We start from the raw sequence: 18,819 nt of genomic DNA, 5'->3' as shown, positions 1-18,819 counted from the left end.
GGCTAGACGATGGGGACTGAGTGGTGAGCCGCGTAGGAGTCGAACCTACGACCATCTGATTAAAAGTCAGATGCTCTACCAACTGAGCTAGCGGCTCGCGCAACGGAAGCCTGTTATATATTAAGCCTCGGTACGCGTCAACTTCTTTTTTTCACTTTTTTTCTTTTTTTTGCTTTTTCCCCCTCAGCCCGCCGCGAAGGGGTTTTTCACCTGGATCGTCTGATCGCGACGCGGTCCCACGGACACCAGCACCACCGGGCAGCCGCAGAGTTCCTCGATCTTTTTCAGATAGGTGCGCGCCGCCGCCGGTAAGTCCTCGACGCGGGTCGCACCGGAGATATCCTGGCGCCAGCCTTCGACTTCCTCGAACACCGGCTGGCACTTGGCAAGAATATCGAGATCATGGGGATAGTCCGTGATCAGCTGTCCCTGGCAGGTGTAGGCGGTGCACACCTTGATGGTCTCCAGGTCGTTGAGCACGTCCATCTTGGTGATGGCCAGGCCGGTCATGCCGTTGAGCCGCACGGCCTCGCGCAGGGCCACGGCGTCGAGCCAGCCGGTGCGGCGCGGCCGCCCGGTGGTGGCGCCGAATTCCTGGCCGATGCGGCGCAGGCGCTCGCCCATATCATCGTTGAGCTCGGTGGGAAAGGGGCCCTCGCCGACGCGAGTCACATAGGCCTTGGAGATGCCGATCACCTCGTTGATGAAGCGCGGCCCGATGCCGGCCCCGGTGCAGGCGCCGCCGGCGATGGTGGAAGAGGAAGTCACATAGGGGTAGGTGCCGTGATCCACATCGAGGAGACTGCCCTGGGCGCCTTCGAAAAGAATGTTGCGCCCGGCGCGGATGCTTTCGTTGAGCAGCACCGAGGCGCTGCCAAGATACTGCTTGAGACGCAGGCCGTAGGCGCCGTACTCATCAATGATCGCCTGTTCGGACAGAGGCGCCTGGCCGAGAAATTTCTCCAGCAGGAAATTTTTCTCCGGCAGCAGCTCGCGCACCTTGCGGGCGAAAACCTCGGGCTGAACCAGGTCGGCGAAACGGATGCCGCGGCGGCCGATCTTGTCCTCGTAGGTCGGGCCGATGCCGCGGCCGGTGGTGCCGATCTTGCGCCCGCCGCCACTCTCGCGCGCCTTGTCGATGGCCACATGGTAGGGCATGATAATGTGCGTGTTGCCGTCCACCACCAGCTGCCGGTCGTCCTTGAGGTAGCCGCGCGCCTTGAGGCGATCGATCTCCTCGAGAAACACCCGCGGATCGAGGACCACGCCGTTGGCGATGATGCAGCGCTTGCCCTCGTGCAGAATTCCCGAGGGAATCAGGTGCAGGACGGTCTTTTCGTTGCCCACCACCAGGGTGTGGCCGGCGTTGTTGCCGCCCTGATAGCGCACCACGTCGCCGGCATATTCGGTATAGATGTCGACGACCTTTCCCTTGCCTTCGTCACCCCACTGGGCGCCGACAATAATGACATTTGCCATGATTGAGTATCCTTCTTTGTTTAATCGGTCAGAAATGCGAAATCACCCGCCAGAATATCCTGCACGGTCGCCTGCAGGCTTACCCCGTCGGCCACCCGGATGATGCGCACATCCTCATCCTCGCGGCCCAGGGTCATGACATAGCGAAAGCCCATCTTGCGGGCATAATCCATGGTCTCCTCCAGCCCCCGCGGATAGATGTCGCGCGCGGCGCTATAGCCCGCCGACCGCAGCAGGCGGGCCAGGCGCTGGGCCAGCAGCTTATCGGTGCCCGCCTGAAAAATCAGCACGTCGATGCTGCTGCGCGTGCGCTCCTCGAGCACGTCATCCAGGGCAAAGAGCAGGTTGAGAACGTTGAACGCGAACCCCGTGGCGGGAGCGGGAAACCCATAGCGCGCCGTCAGATTGTCATAGCGTCCGCCGGAGCAAACCGCGCGCCCCAGGCCGGGCAGAAAGCCCTGGAAAATGATGCCGGTATGATAATCCAGGCCGCGGATCTCGCCAAGGTCCAGGGTGATGTGTTCATCAACCCCATAAACCGCGAGAATATTGAGCACTTGCGCTAGATTGTCAAGGGCGCGCCGCGAGCGGTCGTTTTTCACCACGGCGGCGGCGCGCTCCAGCACCTCGCGCCCGCCGAACAGGCGGGGCAAAGCGCTGATCTCATCGCGCGCCTGCTCCGAAACGGGAGCGTTGGCCAGCAGGGCCTGCAGCCCCGAATTGTCCTTGTGGCCGATGGCGGTCTCGACTTCGCGGGCCAAATCACCGGGCAGGGACAAACCCTCCATGACGCCGCGAAAAAATTCGACCTGGCCGATATCCACGGTGAATTCGCGGGCGCCGACGGCCTTGAGGCCCTCAACCGCCATGGCGATCATCTCGGCATCGGCCTCGGGGCTCTGCAAGCCGATCAGCTCGACGCCGGCCTGGAGGATCTCACGATCCTTGCCGGTCTGCTGCTCGGCATGGCGCAGCACCCGCCCGGCGTAACCCAGCCGCAGCGGCAGGGGGAACTCGCGCATGCGGGTGGCGACGATGCGCGCCACCTGCGGGGTGATATCGGGCGGGATGGCCACCAGCTGCCCGCCCTGGCGATCATCGAAGCGAAAGGTGCGCTCGCGCAGGCCCCCGCCCAGCCCCTTTTCCAGCACATGGAAATATTCCAGGGAAGGCGGCATGATGGGGCGAAACCCCCAGCGGGCAAAAACCTCGAGGAGGCTGCGCTTGAGGTATTCGATCTTGGCCGCCTTAATCGGCAAAAAATCCTTGACCCCCCGCGGGAGCATGGTTTCAGGGGTGGCGGATGGCAGTTTCATGCAGGGAGAAATTCCTTTCCGAAAAGGCCGCGGCCCGTCTAGAGCTCGACCTGAACGGCGGACAGAATGCTTTCGTGACCGCGCAGGCGCGCCAGCACATCCTCGGGCACCAGACTGTCCACGGTGATCAGCGACACCGCCTCGCCGCCGCGCTTGGTGCGGCGCGAGAGGTTCATCATGGCGATATTGACATTGGCCTCGGCCAGAACCTGACCAATGAAGCCGATGACGCCCGGCCGATCGACGTTGAGCAAGACCAGGACATGGCCCTCGGGGATGGCTTCAAGCTGGTGATCGTCGATGCGCACGATGCGCATGTCGCGGCCGTTAAACAGCGCGCCGGCCACCGCCTTGCGTTCCCCGCCCGCCTCGACGGTCAGGCGAATGAGATTGGAGTAGCCTTCCGCCGCCTGGTTTTTCACCTCGACCACGGCGATGCCGCGGTCGCGGGTCAGATGAGGCGCGTTGACGTAGTTGACGGCATCGCCGAGCAGCGGCGCCATCAGCCCCTTGAGCAGCGCCATGGTCATGGGCGCCGTGGGAAAATCGGCCACGTCGCCGGCATATTCGATGGTCACCCGCTGCAAGCCGCGCGGACTCAACTGGGCCTGAAAGGCGCCGAGTTTTTCCGCCAACTGGAAATAGGGGCGAATCACCGGCAACAATTCCGCGCTCACCGAGGGCACGTTGAGCGCGTTGACAATCACCCCGCGGGTGAGAAAATCCACCACCTGATGCGCCACCTGAACAGAGATGTTGATCTGGGCATCGACGGAGGACGTACGGATATGCGGCGTGCAGATCACCTGGTCGAGCTTGAGCAGGGGATTGTCGGACTCGGGCGGTTCCTTGGCAAAAACATCGAGAGCCGCGCCGGCCACATGCCCGGCGCCGATGGCCCGCGCCAGGGCAACCTCGTCGATCAGTCCGCCCTGGGCGCAATTGACGATGCGACAACCCGGCTTGACCTTGGCCAGGGTCTGCTCGTCAAGCAACTGAAAGGTTTCCGAATTGAGGGGGACATGCAGGGTGATGAAATCGCTGCGCGACAAAAGTTCGGAGAAACCGACCTGCTCGGCACCCAATTGGCGAACCACCTCGGGGCTCAGGTAGGGATCGTGAACCAGCACGCGCATCTTGAGGCCGACGGCGCGCTCGACCACCAGGCGACCGATCTTGCCGGCCCCCACCACGCCAAGGGTCTTGCCGGAGATTTCCACTCCGGTGAACACCGTCTTGGACCAGCCGCCGTCCTTGACGGCGCGGTCGGCGCCGGGAATGTTGCGCGCCAGGGCCAGGAGCATGGCGAGAGTGTGCTCCGCCGAGGTGATGGCGCTGCCGAAGGGCGTGTTCATGACCACCACCCCCTTGTGGTTGGCGGCGGCCAAATCGACATTCTCGACCCCGATGCCCGCGCGCCCGATCACCCGCAGGCGTTGCGCCGCCTCGAACAGCTCGGCGTTGACCTGGGTGCCGGCCCTGACCACCAGGGCTTCGGCATCGGCGATGAGTTCAAGCAGCTCCTCGCGTCCGGCACCCGGCCGGTAATCCAGTTCGATGCCCGGGGTTTCCTCGAAGATGCGCAATCCCTCGGCCGAGAGCTTGTCGGAAACCAGTACCTTCATTGCCTCTCCCACCACCCCGAAATCACCGTAAAAACGCCGTATCCGGCGAGTTTACCAAAGCTCGTACACTAGCAACAGGCAGGGGGGATGTCAAGAACTAAGCCGGCGCGAAAAAGGCCCCGCCCGAGGGCGGAGCCGGAATCGAATCGGCACGGATCAATCATGAAAGAGCGTGCTTCAGGCCCGCATCACGTTTTGCGCCTGCAAGCCCTTGGGGCCCTGCACAACGCTGAACTTCACCGCGTCGCCCTCGGCCAGGGTCTTGAATCCCTCCATCTGAATCGCGCTGTAGTGCACGAATACATCCGGCCCCCCGGTCTGCTCGATAAACCCGAATCCCTTGGTTTCATTGAACCACTTCACCTTTCCCTGTTCCTGTTCCATTACTCCCTCTCCCTGCGTGAGCGAAATGTGCCCGCCGGCGGCGATCAGACCGACGAGAAACCTCCTTCATCCGCGACATCCCGGGATCGCCACTTTATTAAGAAAATCGAACCAAAACACAGGGGAAAGAACCATCTTGTCCTCCGGTGAGGCCGGAGGCGACTGGCGGGCATAATCACCGCAAGGAGCGTTCAGGAGCGTGAATCGCGACTGCCTTCGACCTGGGACACCATTTCCCAGGCCACCTTGGCGAAACAGGGCGAACAGATGGTCGCCGTGTCGATTTCGCTGCGATTCTCCCGCACCTGGTGCCCCTTGCCGGCCTTGACGCCGAGAAAGCTGCCGCACCAAGCACAATAACGAAGCAATGATGCCTCCCCTGCTGGTCAACCGGCGCACCCTGGCAGAATAAATCAATGCGGCCAGCGACTCATTTAGGTGCTCATTCTAACAGAACAACGTCCTACTTCAATGCCGATTCCTTGCGCAAGAACGTCATGAGCAGACGCACACCGAAGCCGCTCGCCCCCTTGGGCACCCAGGCTTCGCCCTTTTCTTCCCAAGCCGTTCCGGCGATATCCAGATGGGCCCAGGTGAGGCCCTCGGCGAATTTCTGCAGAAAGGCAGCGGCGGTAATGGTTCCGGCCGGACGCCCACCGATATTCTTGACATCCGCGATGTCGCTCTTGATCTGTCCGGCGTACTCCTCCCAGAGCGGCAGTTGCCAGAGCTTTTCACCGCTGCGACGTCCGGCATCGAGCAGCCGGGCGATGAGTTCCTCGTCGTTACCGAGAACCGCCGCGGCATGGTGACCCAGGGCGATGATGCAGGCGCCGGTGAGGGTCGCGAGATCAATGACCGCGCGAGGGTTGTAGCGCTTGACGTAGGTGAGGGCGTCGGCGAGGATCAGCCGGCCCTCGGCATCGGTGTTGAGCACTTCGATGGTGCGCCCCGACAGGGAGGTGAGAATGTCGCCGGGGCGCATGGCGTTGCCGGAAGGCAGGTTTTCCACCGCCGGAATCACACCCACCAGATTGATGGGCAGCCGCGCCCGGGCCGCCGCCTGAAACGTCCCGAGCACCGCCGCCGCGCCAGCCATGTCCATCTTCATTTCATCCATCTTCTCCGCCGGCTTGAGGGAAATCCCGCCCGCATCGAAAACCACGCCCTTGCCGACCAGGGCCAGGGGCCGGTCCTCCTTGGCGCCGCCGGCATATTCAAGAACAATCAGGCAGGGTTCGCGCACGCTGCCTTGGGCCACGCCGAGGAGCGCCCCAAAACCCTGCGCCTCAAGTTCCGCGCGGTCGATGACGGTGCAGGAAAAACCCGCTTCCCGCGCGATGTCCTGGGCCTGCTGCGCCAGATAGCGCGGCGACTTGACATTGCCCGGCTCGTTGACCAGGTCGCGCGCCAGATACACCCCCGCGGCCACCGCCTGGGCCTGCGCCACGCCCGCTTCGACGGCCGCGACCTCGGCCCCCTCGGCAACCAGGTAACAGACTTGGGCCATGGCGGGCGGCAGCTTGTCGCGCTTTTCGGTGCGATAGCGGTCAAAACGGTAGGCGGCCTGAAGCAGGCCTTCGCTCAAGGCTTGGGCCACATCCCCGCGCGCGGCGCCCTTGACGCGGACCTGGACCAAATCCGTCGCCATCTCGACGATGCGGCGCTGCTGCAAAAAGGCGCAGGCGACGGCCGCCGCCTTGCGCAGCCGATCCAGGTCGAGGTCCGCTTCACGCCCCAAACCGACCAGCAGCACCCGTTGCGCCGGCAAGCGCCCGCCGCTGGCGAGCAGCAGGGTTTCCTGAAATTCACCGCGAAATTCCCCGGCCCGCAGCGCCTGCTGTACCAAACCGCCAAGCGCCTCGTCGAGTTGCCGAACCAGGCGGCCCTTGAGCTTGTCCTCAAAAACGCCGACCACCAGGGCCGCGGTCTTGCGTTTTAAAAAATCGGTCTTTTTCACCTTGAATTCCATGATTCACCCTTTCCCTTGACTCAAAGAATGACCGCTATCCAGGCGCGGCCTTCGGCTATGACTTTAATCGAAACAGTCTGCATTGCAAGAAAAGACCAAGCGCGCGACAAAGCCCTGGGACGGCGGCGCGTTTTGACAATTGCCCAACGCCGGGTAAACTCCTCAAATTATGCATTCCCTTAGCAAATGCTCCCCATCGCCGTTCCTTTAGGAGGTCCGCAATGAAATGCCAGTCGCTGCTGCAACCGGCCCTGATCGCCGTGGCTTTTTTCCTCATCAGCGCCTGCGCGCCCACGACACAAATCACCGACACCCGCCACATCACCCAATACGAGGTGCGCAACGGCCAAACCGGCATCACCGGGCAGGTACTGTTCAAGGAAAGCGGCATGCCCCTGAAGGACGCCTACGTCAATGTCTATCCCGACACTCTTTCCAACCTGTTGGGTCCCTCCCAGTTCATCTCCAGCCCGACGGATGACGAGGGGCGCTATCTGATTACCGACGTGCCGCCCGGCACCTATTACGTCGTCGCCCGCAAGCGCATCAGCGGCCAACCCACGGGTCCGCTGTCGCCGGGAGACTACTTCTCGGAACACCAGCGTATTTCAACGGAAGTCGTCTCCGGCAAGCTGGCTGTGGTGAACCTGCCGGTGGTCCCCATCAAGGCCCCCATGTTCTTCAAGCGCTCCGTCGGCGAGCAGCGCACCGACACCGGCATCCGCGGCATCCTCACGGACGAAAACGGCAAGCCGGTTCCTGGCAGCTTCGCCATCGCCTACCTCAATGACGACATCAAGCGCGCCCCTGATTTCGCCTCGACCCTCACCGACCAGGACGGACGCTTCGTTCTTTACCTGCCCCAGGGCGGAACCTACTATCTGGCGGCGCGCATCCACGCCTGGGACATGCCTCGTCCCGGCGAGCCCTACGGGTTGTACGGCAACGGCGAAGCCAAGCCCCTCGAAGTCGCCGAGGGGCAGTTCATCGAAGGACTGCGCCTGGTAATGAGGCCCTTCGAAGGTGAGTACAAACCCGGCAAGAGCCGTCGCCCCTATTGACCCCGCCCAAAGCGGCGGATGCCCGCACCGGCATCCGCCGCTTTTGTTTTCAAATCAAAAAAATTATTTTCATTGATATTCACCCATGATCGCGCTAGACTGCGGCCCTAACCCTGCTATGGCCCTGCCTTGCGCGGCAGATTGATCCCCAAGCCCTTGACCACGGCGCCCATGTTCAACGACTACCAGACCATCGTCAAGCATCTCGGCGACCTGCCGCCCATGCCGGCCGTCGCCATCAAGGTCCTGGAACTGCTGCGCAATCCCTATTGCTCCGCCAAATTGCTGGCCAAGGCCATCTCCCACGACGCGGCCGTCTCGGGCCGCATCCTGCGCATCGCCAATTCGCCGATCTACGGTCGCCAGAAACGGGTCACGACCCTGGAAGGGGCCATCGTCGTCCTGGGCGAGAACATCCTACGCACCCTGGTGCTCGAAACCAGCCTGCGCGGCATCAACAAATCCTTCGGCCGCCTGGAGCGCATGCTCTGGGAGGATTCCATCGGCTGCGCCATCGGCGCGCGCATCCTCGCCCGCCACCTGGGACAGGCCGACCCCGAGGAAACCTTCATTGCCGGGCTGTTTCGCCACATCGGCAAGGTCGTCATGAGCAACCACGACAAGGACACCTATCAGCGCGTCATGGAAACCGCCCGCACCGCCAACGAAGGTCTGATCGACGTGGAGCGCGCGTTTTTCGCCTTCTCCCATGAACTGGTCGGCGCCGCCGTTCTCGACAACTGGAACCTGGCGCCGGCCTTGGTCCAGAGCGCCCTGCACCATCACGATCTGCAACTCGATCCCCAGTGCGATGCCCAGGTCTGGCATCAGGTGGCCATCGTCAACATCGCTGGACAGTTCTGCCGGCGTCTGGGCATCGGCCAGGAAACCCCGCAACCGGAGCTCAACCTGACCCTGACGCCCGGCGCCATCCACCTCAAGCTCGGCAGCGAACCCCTCGAAAAAACCCTCGGCGAGCTCGAAGCCCTGTTCGAGAAGGAGCGGGATTTCTTTCTGGTGCCGGCTCGCTGACGCCCGGACTCGTTCAGCCAGGCTGGGTCATTTTGACCCTGGCCTAGCGACAAAATGTCCAAACTCCCCACCAACGCTTCAATCCTCCGCAAAAAACTATTAAAATTTTAACAACTTAAAGGACGTCCCGGGCAATCCTGCCTCTGGCACGGCCGATGCAAAATATCCACGGCGAAGCCCGACGGGGCCGAAATTCGATGCCCAGGGCTCCGCACATAATCGCAGCGGAGGAGAAAATTGTGTCATGACCAAGCTCATTGAATTATCGGCCGTCCTCATCTTTTTCCTGATCAGCAGCAGCGCCGCCTTCGCCGCTTCAAGCCAAGCCCAGGGACCGGGGAGCCTGTTTTTCATCCTGATCACCCTGTTTCTAGGTTACTGCGCCCTGCGCGTCGGGCGGCAAATTCTTGATCAGGCCCGGCGCGCCGCCTGCCAAAAACACCCGCGTTAAGACGCCTCCCCTTCCCGGTCCCCGCAGCCCAGCGGAGCGCCCACCTCGCCTTGGCGCTCCGTTTTCCTCGCACACGCTGATTTGCGTTTGACTTGACGCAATGCGCCCGCTAAAATAAAAATAATTTTTCATAAAAAACGCCTCAGCCTTTAAGGTTTAAGCCGATCCGCAACCTGGGAGGTCGACCCATGGCCGACACAACTGCCGCCGCCAAGCACGGGGGACAGACGGAAATCCTCCTCGAAGAGGACAGCGAGCGCCACACCTTGCGCCTCGAAGTGCTCAAAGGCGCCCAGGAGTGCCGCGTTTCCGTGACCCCCAAAAGCAAGGAGGGACAGCTCACCAAGGATGAGGTGCTGGCCCTGCTCGCCGCCCATAACATTACCCACGGCATCGACGAGGGGCAGGTTCAGGTTCTGTGCCGCACCCTCGCCAAGGGCAAGAACGCCGGCAATTTTCTTCTGGCGGAAGGCGTTTCGCCCAAACCCGGCCCCGATGGCTATCTGGAGTTGTTCGTCAAGATCTCGTCGGACTCTCCCGACTACGTCGAGGACGAGGACGGCACCATCGATTTCCGCACCCTGAACTTCTTCTCCAATGTCCTGCCCGGGCAGGAGATCGGCGTGGTGCGGCCCCCGGAACTGGGCGATGACGGCTACACGGTGCGCGGCGAGACGCTGCCGGCGCTCTACGGCAAGCCGCTCAAGCTCACGGTCGGCGCAGGGGCCCGCACGGAGGGCGACAAGGTCCTCTCCGACCTGGAAGGCCGGGTGCTCTATGACGGCAAAACCGTCTCCGTCACCGAGGAGTACCTGGTGCAGGGCGATGTGGATCTGGCGGTGGGCAACATCGATTTTCGCGGCTTCGTGCAGGTCAAGGGCGATGTCCTCGACGATTTCGACATCCATGCGATCAAGGGCATTCAGGTCAATGGCAACGTCGGCATCTGCCAGATTTCCTCGGAGGGCGACATCGCCCTGGGCGGCATGGCCGGCCAGGGGCGGGGCACTATCACCTGCGGCGGCAATCTGGTGGTCACCTACCTCAACGACGTGACCGTCGAATGCGAGGGCGACATCCTCGTCAAAAACGAAATCCGCAATTCCCGCGTGTATTGCCTGGGTACCCTGACCATCGCCAACGGCAACATCTTCGGCGGCGAAACCTACGCCCTGGGCGGTATCGAAGTGAAAAACGTCGGAGCCTTCAGCGGCATCAAGACGCGGCTCTACGCGGGCATCGACTACCTGCAGATCAAACTGGGCCGCCAGCTCGACGAACTACAGATGGAGTTCATCGAAATCAACGACGACCTGGCGATCCTCAGCCACCAACTCAAGCTCACCGGAACCTTGAGCGCGGATGACAAAAAGAAAGTGATGGAGCACACCAGGCGCCTGGAGGAGATCAATCAGCTCAAACAGAAGCTTAACGACCAGATGATTGAGGCACGGGAATTCGCCGAACGCTATGCCAACGGCAAGGTCAATATTCGCGGACGGCTCGGGGAAGGCGTGGTGCTGCACATCGGCGAGAGTGCCGAGGAGATCAAGCTGGAACGCAACGGCGCGGTGTCCATCATCGAAAACCGCAAGGAGGGCGGCTTTCACTACCTGTCCCTGACGCCGCTCTCCAAACCGGCAAGCGCCCTGGAACAGGAGCTGGCCGCGCAGGACACAGACGCTGCGGCAAGCGGCGCGGGCGAGTGGGGCGCCTGATTAGAGCAGGCGTTCCTGTTCGAGATAGGCTCGCAGCTCCCGCCACTGGCGGCAGAGCTCGGCATAGCGGGCGTCGGCTTCCCGCAAGTGGCCCTGACGACCCGCGTTTTCCAGATCCAGGGCGGTGTTCTTCATGGCCGTCGCGCCGACCACCGCCACCGAGCCCTTGATGGTATGGGCGGCGTTGCAGGCGCGGCGCAAATCGCCACTCTCCAGGGCGGCGCGCAACTCCTCAAGCCGCAGTGGCAGGTCTTCCGCCAGCATTGAAAGACAATCCATCAACAATTCCCGATCACCCTCCAAGGCCGCAAGAGCGCCGGGCAGATCTATCAGCGGATTTGCTTCCATTGACCTCTCACCCCCTGATGTTCACAAGGTCCACGACCCCGTTCAAGGCCCCAGCCGTTTCTTCAAGTCGGGTAGGTTATCGCGCAAATGCCCGGGGATAACCTCCGAGGACAGGGGGCGGGCAAGAAAATACCCCTGTGCCTCGTCACAATTGCGGACCCGAAGAAAATCGATGTGCGACCGCTCCTCCACGCCTTCGGCCACCACCCGCAATCCCAGACTGTGCGCCATGGCGATCATCGCCTCGATGATGGCCGCCTGACCGTAGGGCCGTTCAAGATCGGCGAGAAAGGAACGGTCGATCTTGATCTGGTCGATGGGAAAGGAGCGAAGATGGTTGAGGCTGGAATAACCGGTGCCGAAATCGTCGAGGGACAGGCTGAGACCGCGGATTTTGAGATCCGTCAGGGTCATGATCGCCTCCTCGGATTTATCCATCACGGTGCTCTCGGTCATTTCCAGCACCAGGGAGCGAGGCTTGAGGCCGCTTTCGGCAAGAATGTCATCCATCAGATCGATAAAATCGGATTGGCGAAACTGGCGCGCCGAAATGTTCACCGCCAGGCGCAGGCCACCAAACCCTGAGTCGTGCCAGGCGCGCACCTGCCGGCAGGCCTGGCGCAGCATCCACTCGCCCAGGGGCAGAATCATGCCGGTTTCCTCGGCCAGGGGGATAAACCGCTCCGGTTCGATTTCCCCGAGAACCGGACTGTGCCAGCGCAGCAGCGCCTCGACGCCGACCACCTCGGCGCTGCGCAGATCGATCTGCGGTTGGTACCGGAGAAAAATCTCGCCGCGCTGCCAGGCCAGGCGCAGATGCTGCTCCAACAGCAATTTGGCCTGAATGCGGCGGTTCATTTCCATCGAGAAAAACCTGTAGGTCTGGCGTCCCTCGGCCTTGGCGGTATACATGGCCGCGTCGGCGTGGCGAATCAGGGTGTCGACGTCCGTGCCGTCGGCCGGGCTCAGGGCAATGCCAACACTGGTACTGCTGTAAACCTCGCGCCCGGAGATTTGAAAGGGCTCGGCAAAAGCCGCCAGGATTTTTTTCGCCACCGCCTCGGCCTGCCCCTGACCATGGATGGCGTGCAGGATGATGACAAATTCGTCGCCGCCATGGCGCGCCACGGTGTCGGCTTGGCGCACGCAACCGCGCAGCCGGCTCGCCACCGCCTTGAGCAGTTGGTCGCCGCCGTCATGCCCCAGGGTGTCGTTGATGTCCTTGAAGCGGTCCAGGTCGAGAAACAGCAGGGCCAGCTGCTGGCCTTCGCGTTGGGCGAGGGCCACCGCCTGCCCCAGGCGTTCGAGGAACATGCGGCGATTGGGCAATCCGGTCAGGGGATCGAAATAGGCCAGCCGCTCCACCTGCTCCAACGCCTCGCTGCGTTCGGTGCGCAGGCGCAGGGCGAGCAGGCCGAAGGAGAGCTGGTTGGCCAACTCCACGAGCAGTTGCTCTTCCTCGGCATCGAAAACATTTTCCTCGCGGGCATAGATACCCAACACACCGAGGCAGCGATCCTCGGCCAGCAGCGGCAGGGAGATGCAGGAGGCCAGACCGCGCCGCGCCGCTTCCAGCCGAAAGGGCGCGAACACGGGATCGCCGGCGATGCTGGGGCAGACCACCGGCCTTCGCTCCCGCACCGCCCGTCCGCTGGGGCCTCGACCACTCTGGCGGTTGCCCCAGGAGATGCTCAAGCCTTGGAGAAACTCGGCATGCTCGCCGAAGATGGCGACGGGCCTGATGCGCCGGGACTCATCCTCGGCCGCCAAGCCCACCCAAGCCAGGGCAAAGTCGCCTTTTTCGACGACGATGCGACAGACCTCCTGGAACAGGTCCTCTTCCGTCAGCGTCCGCAGCAGGGCATGATTGCAGCCGGCCTGAATCTGGTAGGCCCGCGAAGCGCGGCGCGAGGCCGCCAACTCCTGCCGGGCCTGAAGCAGCTGATCCTCCTGGCGGAGCAACTGGTCGCGCTGCGTCTCCAGGACGCGCAACAACTCATCGCGTTGCGCGTCGGGGTGCCGACCACCGGCGCACGCCAGTTCGCCGACGCCGCCGAGGGACTCCCGTGGCGACGAATCTGCTTGGGGCTCCACGCATGGCTCCCCCGGTCGCTTGCTTATCGGCGGCAACGGTCTCTCCTCGGTCTGCAAACCCATCGGCGTCCCCTCGGAAAACAAATACATTCTAACGTTTTTTGTCGATTTTGCATTAAACGGCCGCGCGACACCTAAAGACCGCTCGCCTCCAGGGAACTGAGGGCGGCCAACTCGCCCAGGCGCAGAGCCATCCTGCACCGCACCAGCGTCGGGATTTCCACGTGCAGGCACAGGGTGCCGGGCGCGAAACGCCTGGCCTCCAGGCGCTGCAGGGCATTGCCCCCGGCCCCCGGCAGCCAGCGAATGTTTTCGCCGGGCAAAAAGCTGCGCTCCTCGCCCGGCAGCAAACTGCGCACCTCGACGCGCGGATCGAGGGCGCGGCCAAGCAACTGCAGGCGGCCAAGCACCGCGAAATGATAGCCCAGGTGCGGGCCCTCGCAGAACTGCACGTAAATTTCCTCGGACAGATCGCGCAACACGGCCAGGCCGGCGCGATAGGCGGCGCGCGGAAACACATGCAACACCGTGCCGCGCGCCTCGACCCGGCCGATATCCGCCGGTCGCAGATAGGGCGGCAGGCCCCCCAGGCCGACGATCAAGCGCACATCATCCGGCGCCGTGCCGACGCAGCCGTGAATGTCGAGAACCAGGCGCGGCGCGGACGCGCCGAGCAGGGCGGCGAAATGGCCGAAACCCTTTTCGAGCTTGTAGCACAGGGGATGACCCGCGGCGTCCACATAAGGATAAATGACGTCGATGTTGCTCGGATTGAGGGGCACGCCCCACCCCTTGAGCTTGTCCAGGTTCTCGTCCGTGAGGGGTTCGCGCCCGGCGAAGCCGAGATTGATGAGCGCGGCGCGCGCCTTGCCCGCACGCAGAAAGTACAGTGTCACCTCGTAGGTATGGGGATCATAGGGACCGTGGGTCGCCGTCAGCAGAGGCAGGGCCGCCGGGGCGTGGTTTCGCCGCAGCAGAATCACGCCGCCGGCGCCGTCGGGGAGAAAGCGTCCTTCGGCCTCGGGCAACAGCGGCGGACAGGGTCGCCAGCCCGTATCCCCGGTCGGCAGTTCGCCGAAGAAGCGTTTCAGCAGGGCCTCGCGCCACAGCGGCACAAAGCGGATGGCGCGCTCCTTCAGGCGGTACCAGACCTGATAGCGTGGCACGTCGAGGTAGACCCGAATGCCCTGGCGCAGCAGCAACTCACGGTTGTAATTGTTCTGCGTGGTCTTGAGTAGGCGCTCGGTGATCTCCTCCATGGCCGCGAATTCGGCCTCGGGAGGCGCCGGCTCGACCAGTTCGACCCGCTTGAGATGGCGATAGTCCTCCCGGCCGACCTCCACCTCCAGGCGATTGAGGTAGCGACGGAAGGGATCGCTCTCCTCCACGGTGAAGCGATTGACGAACAGAGGTGGAATGCGTGTTTCGCGTTGATCCATGACGGCCTTGCCCCGCTGCTTTTTCTCAAGTGTACCACCGGGGCGTCCAGGACTCAGGCATGCGGGCAGCCTGGCGCCCATTCGGGCGTTTCCCGGGCGAGGCACGCGGCCAGAGCCTCTTCGATGGCCGCCAGCCCCCACGCTTCGTCGTCGACGTTGATCTCGACGCGCCGCGCCGGCAGGGTATGGCGGTAGAGGGGGTCATAATAGAGCTCCATCAGCTCGCGCGCCAGCCGCGCCCAGTCCTCGCCGTCGAGCAGGCCGAACAGGCGCTCCACTGCTTCGTTGCCCAGGCGCCGCCGCAGACTGGCGATGGGCGCGCGAAACAGGTCGCGATGGGCGGAGGTTGCGGGATAATCGCGCAGAATCCGCGCGACCCGGGTTTCCAGGGAGGCCTCGAGCCACAGGGAGGTTTCTTGTTGCAGGGATTGATAGACACTTACCGGCAGCAGGCATTTGCCGATGTGACGACTTTCGCCCTCGGCCAGGGCCCAGCCGTCGGCGGGAATTTTGCGCAGTTCGTCCCAGAGCAGCGCCTCGAACAGCTTTTGCCCCGGCTGGGGGGCAAGACCCAGGGCGCCGAAGGCACTGCCGCGATGACCGGCCAGGGCTTCCAGATCGATGATTGCATGGCCCCGTTCGCGCAACAGATGCAGAAAGCGCGTCTTGCCCACCCCGGTCAGGCCGCGCAGGACAAACAGTCGCCCCCAGCGCGGCGCGGCGAAAAAGTCCTGCACATGACGGCGAAAAGCCTTGTGGCCGCCGCGCAGCTGCTGGGCGGGAATGCCCGCCAGACGCAGGAAGGTGGTCAGGGCGCGGCTGCGCTCGCCACCGCGCCAGCAGAACACCACCACCGGACGGCGGCGCTCGCCCTGCTCGGCCAGGACGGCATGCACCAGGCTCGGAATACGCGGCGCCACCAGTTCGACCGCCAGCAGCCGCGCCGCGCTCGCCCCCTGCTGCTTGTACACCAGGCCGACGCGGGCGCGCTCCTCATTGCTGAACAGGGCAAGATTCAGGGCGCCGGGAATGGTGGCCTCGGCGAATTCCGCCGGGCTGCGCACATCAATCAAAAGCGCGCCGCGCTCGCGCAGAGCCAGCGCCGCGTCCAGGTCGACAAGCAGTTCGTCCATTGCGCTCCGGAAACCCTCGGGGATAAAAACCTCCCGTTTTCTATCACTTCCGGGCGAGACTGACAACCCTTCTTTGTCCAGAAAAATCCTTGACACGGAATTCAAGAAAGACTATAGTTCGCTTCCTTGTCGCGGGGTGGAGCAGTTCGGTAGCTCGTCGGGCTCATAACCCGAAGGTCGCAGGTTCAAATCCTGCCCCCGCAACCAAAAACTCTTCAGGCCAGGACGCTCTTTGCGCCCTGGCCTTTTTTTTCTTGCTCGTCCCCGATTCCCAACGCCCCTTAGGCCACCTGCCCATAGCGCCGCGCCAGGGTCAGCAGCTCACCGTCGGTCAACGGCCGCTTGTTGCGCTGGGAAATACTGCGCACCCGGTCAAGCATGGCCACCGCCTCGACCCGATTGAGCTCGATACCCAGTTCCTTGAGCCGATGCACCAGGGCCTGGCTGCCCGAATGCTTCCCCAGCACCAAGTGGCGCCCCAGACCCACCTCGGCCGGATCAAACCCTTCGTAATTCCTCGGATTTTTCAGCACGCCGTCGGCATGCAGGCCCGATTCGTGGGAAAACACCCGCTCGCCCACCACCGCCTTCCACTCGGGAACGGGGCGGCTACTGGCGCGACCGACGAAGCGCGAAATCTCGACGAAACGCCGCGTATCAATGCCCAAGTCCAGCCCGCAGGCATGTTTCAGGCCCATGACCACCTCTTCCAGGGCGGCGTTGCCGGCCCGCTCGCCGAGGCCGTTGACGGTGGTGTTCACGAAACGCGCCCCGGCCTTGATGCCGGCGATGGCGTTGGCGGTGGCCATGCCCAGATCGTTGTGCGTATGCACTTCCATGTCGAGGTCGACCCGCGCCCGCAGGTAGCGGATTTTCTCGTAGGTGGCAAAGGGGTCGAGAATGCCCAGGGTGTCACAGAAGCGGAAGCGGTCGGCGCCGCGCTCCTTGGCGATCTGCATCAGTTCGACGAGAAAGTCCAGATCGGCGCGGCTTGAATCCTCGCCGCCGACGGACACGTAGAGACCGTGGCGGTTGCAGAAATCCAGCGCCCGCTTGAGCTGATCCTTGACCCAGTCGCGACTCTTGCGCAGCTTGTTGGCGATATGGATGTCCGAAACGGACAGGCTGATGTCCACCGCCGTCACCCCGCAGTCGAGGGAGGCCTGGATGTCGGCGATCACCGCTCGGTTCCAGGTGATGAGACGCGCCTTGAGGCCCAGATCGACCAGGGCGCGCACGCTCTTGCGCTCGTCCTCGCCCATGGCGGGAATGCCGCATTCAAGCTCTCCCACCCCGATGGCGTCGAGCATCCGCGCGATGGTCTTTTTTTCCTCCAGGGAAAACACCACCCCGGCGGTCTGCTCGCCGTCGCGCAGGGTGGTGTCGTCGATCACGATGGGCTGGTCGGCCAGTTGCTGCAAATCATGAAACGCCATGGGATCCTCCACGCGAAATAAAAAAGCCCCGAGGAAGAATTCCCCCGAGGCTTCGTTGCCATGGATTCCGGCGGCGTTGCCGGCGTTGGTTGTCGAATACACCTAATGCAGGGTCCATGCCAGAATAAAATCGTGGCAATACCTGCGCCGCCGCCTCCCTTCAGGCCATATTCTGGTTACTATTTGGACATCCTTGCCTAATTCCTTGCCTGTAATTTGTCAGTACACCCCGCGCTGATTGAGGAACGCCCCGTAGTTCTTGTCCGTGCCCTGGATGTGATTGATCAGCCAGCCCTTGAGGAAATTGAACAGGTCGCTCGATACCGACACCTTGCCCGCCTTGAATTTCTGCTGGAAATCCGCCACCTGGCCGACCAGATGGGCGTGGGCCGCCTTGTGTTCCTCGAAATCGGGGAACTGGTGGGATTTCATCAGGCGCTCTTCCTCGAAGAAGTGCTTCTGCGTGTAATCGACCAGCTGCGCCAGGATGTCAGCCAGCACCGCGTCGCCCTGGCCGCTCTTCATGGCGGCGAACATCTGATTGACCATCTCCACCAGCTTCTGGTGCTGGCGGTCGATGTGGGCGATGCCGACGCTCAGGTCATCGCTCCAGCGCATGAGCACGGGTTCGCCGCCCCTGGCCGGCGGAGGCGGGGCGATTCGTGCGAGAGGCGCAACGGACGGTGCTGACGGATAGGCGGCAGGGCGCACGGGAGCCGCTCCCTGGCTCAGGCGAAAACGCCCGAGCATCTGCTTGAGCTGCGTGGCCTGGGCGGAAAGTTCCTCCGCCGCGGCCGCGCTCTGCTCGGCGTTGGCGGTGTTCTGCTGGGTCACCTGGTCAATCTGGGACAGGCCCACATTGACCTGGCCGATGCCCTCTGCTTGCTCGTTGACCGCGGCGGCGATCTCGCCCACCAAATCCGAAACCTTTTTCACGCCCTCCACGATCCCATCGAGGGCGTCGGCGGTTTCCTTGGCGATCTGGGTGCCGCGCGCGGTTTTGTCCACCGTGCCCTCGATGAGCTCGGCGGTTTCCCCCGCCGCCTTGGCACTGCGCGCCGCCAGATTGCGCACCTCCTCGGCCACCACGGCGAAGCCCTTGCCGTGCTGCCCGGCCCGCGCCGCCTCGACGGCCGCGTTCAAGGCCAGCAGGTTGGTCTGGAAGGCGATTTCCTCGATGGTCTTGATAATCCTGGAAATGCTCTGCCCGGCCACGGAAATATCCGCCATGGCCTGGGTCATGGCCTGCATCCTGACATGGCCTTCCTCGGCGGCGCTCTGCGCGGCGCTCGAGAGACGATCGGCCTGGGCGGCGTGTTCGGCGCTCTGGC

16 protein-coding genes and 2 tRNA genes are annotated in these 18,819 nt (G+C 63.2%); 5 read left to right on the top strand and 13 right to left on the bottom strand.

The features are described from left to right. Positions 1–21: 21 nt before the first annotated feature. From QAT43_RS08090 to QAT43_RS08060, 7 genes are all read right to left on the bottom strand, one after another. Positions 22–97, bottom strand: a tRNA-Lys gene (locus tag QAT43_RS08090). Between the two features lie 86 nt (positions 98–183). Then, on the bottom strand, positions 184–1,479 hold the full coding sequence (locus tag QAT43_RS08085; RefSeq protein WP_305042549.1) for an adenylosuccinate synthase: 1,296 nt from the start codon (positions 1,477–1,479) through the stop codon (positions 184–186). Positions 1,480–1,499: 20 nt separating this feature from the next. Continuing rightward, positions 1,500–2,789, bottom strand: a complete 1,290-nt coding sequence (locus tag QAT43_RS08080; RefSeq protein WP_442900226.1) for an ATP phosphoribosyltransferase regulatory subunit — start codon at positions 2,787–2,789, stop codon at positions 1,500–1,502. A 44-nt stretch (positions 2,790–2,833) separates the two neighbouring features. Next, positions 2,834–4,420 carry a phosphoglycerate dehydrogenase gene (gene serA, locus QAT43_RS08075; protein WP_305042547.1) on the bottom strand — a complete coding sequence of 529 codons (1,587 nt, stop codon included), beginning with the start codon at positions 4,418–4,420 and terminating at the stop codon, positions 2,834–2,836. A 177-nt stretch (positions 4,421–4,597) separates the two neighbouring features. Then, on the bottom strand, positions 4,598–4,804 hold the full coding sequence (locus tag QAT43_RS08070; protein ID WP_305042546.1) for a cold-shock protein: 207 nt from the start codon (positions 4,802–4,804) through the stop codon (positions 4,598–4,600). A 191-nt stretch (positions 4,805–4,995) separates the two neighbouring features. Continuing rightward, on the bottom strand, positions 4,996–5,172 hold the full coding sequence (locus QAT43_RS08065; protein ID WP_305042545.1) for a hypothetical protein: 177 nt from the start codon (positions 5,170–5,172) through the stop codon (positions 4,996–4,998). A gap of 95 nt (positions 5,173–5,267) precedes the next feature. Then, entirely contained in the window at positions 5,268–6,776 is a 1,509-nt protein-coding gene (locus QAT43_RS08060) for a leucyl aminopeptidase (RefSeq protein WP_305042544.1), read from the bottom strand. 221 nt (positions 6,777–6,997) lie between these two features. Here QAT43_RS08060 and QAT43_RS08055 point away from each other — a divergent pair, with 221 nt between their 5' ends. From QAT43_RS08055 to QAT43_RS08040, 4 genes are all read left to right on the top strand, one after another. Then, the gene (locus QAT43_RS08055; protein ID WP_305042543.1) at positions 6,998–7,837 is read left to right on the top strand and encodes an MSCRAMM family protein; all 840 of its coding nucleotides are present in this window, start codon (positions 6,998–7,000) and stop codon (positions 7,835–7,837) included. 129 nt (positions 7,838–7,966) lie between these two features. Beyond that, the gene (locus QAT43_RS08050; protein WP_305042542.1) at positions 7,967–8,869 is read left to right on the top strand and encodes an HDOD domain-containing protein; all 903 of its coding nucleotides are present in this window, start codon (positions 7,967–7,969) and stop codon (positions 8,867–8,869) included. A 244-nt stretch (positions 8,870–9,113) separates the two neighbouring features. Then, positions 9,114–9,320, top strand: coding sequence for a hypothetical protein (locus QAT43_RS08045; RefSeq protein WP_305042541.1), 207 nt, complete (start codon positions 9,114–9,116; stop codon positions 9,318–9,320). Between the two features lie 188 nt (positions 9,321–9,508). Further along, a complete protein-coding gene (locus QAT43_RS08040; protein WP_305042540.1) occupies positions 9,509–11,038 on the top strand; it encodes a DUF342 domain-containing protein in 1,530 nt (509 codons plus the stop codon). Here the strand turns inward: QAT43_RS08040 and QAT43_RS08035 are convergent, their stop codons facing one another. The 4 genes from QAT43_RS08035 to mnmH form a co-directional block, all read right to left on the bottom strand. Beyond that, positions 11,039–11,302, bottom strand: coding sequence for an Hpt domain-containing protein (locus tag QAT43_RS08035; RefSeq protein WP_305042539.1), 264 nt, complete (start codon positions 11,300–11,302; stop codon positions 11,039–11,041). It abuts the gene before it with no gap. 126 nt (positions 11,303–11,428) lie between these two features. Beyond that, positions 11,429–13,480 (bottom strand): putative bifunctional diguanylate cyclase/phosphodiesterase, encoded by a 2,052-nt coding sequence (locus tag QAT43_RS08030; RefSeq protein WP_305042538.1) that lies wholly within the window; start codon positions 13,478–13,480, stop codon positions 11,429–11,431. 134 nt (positions 13,481–13,614) lie between these two features. Further along, entirely contained in the window at positions 13,615–14,919 is a 1,305-nt protein-coding gene (locus QAT43_RS08025; RefSeq protein WP_305042537.1) for a hypothetical protein, read from the bottom strand. Positions 14,920–14,972: 53 nt separating this feature from the next. Further along, a complete protein-coding gene (gene mnmH / locus QAT43_RS08020) occupies positions 14,973–16,052 on the bottom strand; it encodes a tRNA 2-selenouridine(34) synthase MnmH (RefSeq protein WP_305042536.1) in 1,080 nt (359 codons plus the stop codon). A gap of 130 nt (positions 16,053–16,182) precedes the next feature. Here mnmH and QAT43_RS08015 point away from each other — a divergent pair. Next, a tRNA-Met gene (locus QAT43_RS08015) sits at positions 16,183–16,259 on the top strand. 74 nt (positions 16,260–16,333) lie between these two features. On the opposite strand, the gene nifV is transcribed toward QAT43_RS08015, so the two are convergent. Beyond that, on the bottom strand, positions 16,334–17,488 hold the full coding sequence (gene nifV, locus QAT43_RS08010) for a homocitrate synthase (protein ID WP_442900225.1): 1,155 nt from the start codon (positions 17,486–17,488) through the stop codon (positions 16,334–16,336). Positions 17,489–17,707: 219 nt separating this feature from the next. Further along, on the bottom strand, positions 17,708–18,819 hold a 1,112-nt coding region (locus QAT43_RS08005; protein ID WP_305042534.1), incomplete at its 5' end, for a bacteriohemerythrin.

Origin of the sequence: Geoalkalibacter sp. (genome assembly GCF_030604225.1) — a bacterium.
Classification (GTDB): domain Bacteria; phylum Desulfobacterota; class Desulfuromonadia; order Desulfuromonadales; family Geoalkalibacteraceae; genus Geoalkalibacter.
The sequence above is the reverse complement of the archived record's forward strand: the minus strand, read 5'-3'. Positions and strand labels throughout refer to the sequence as shown.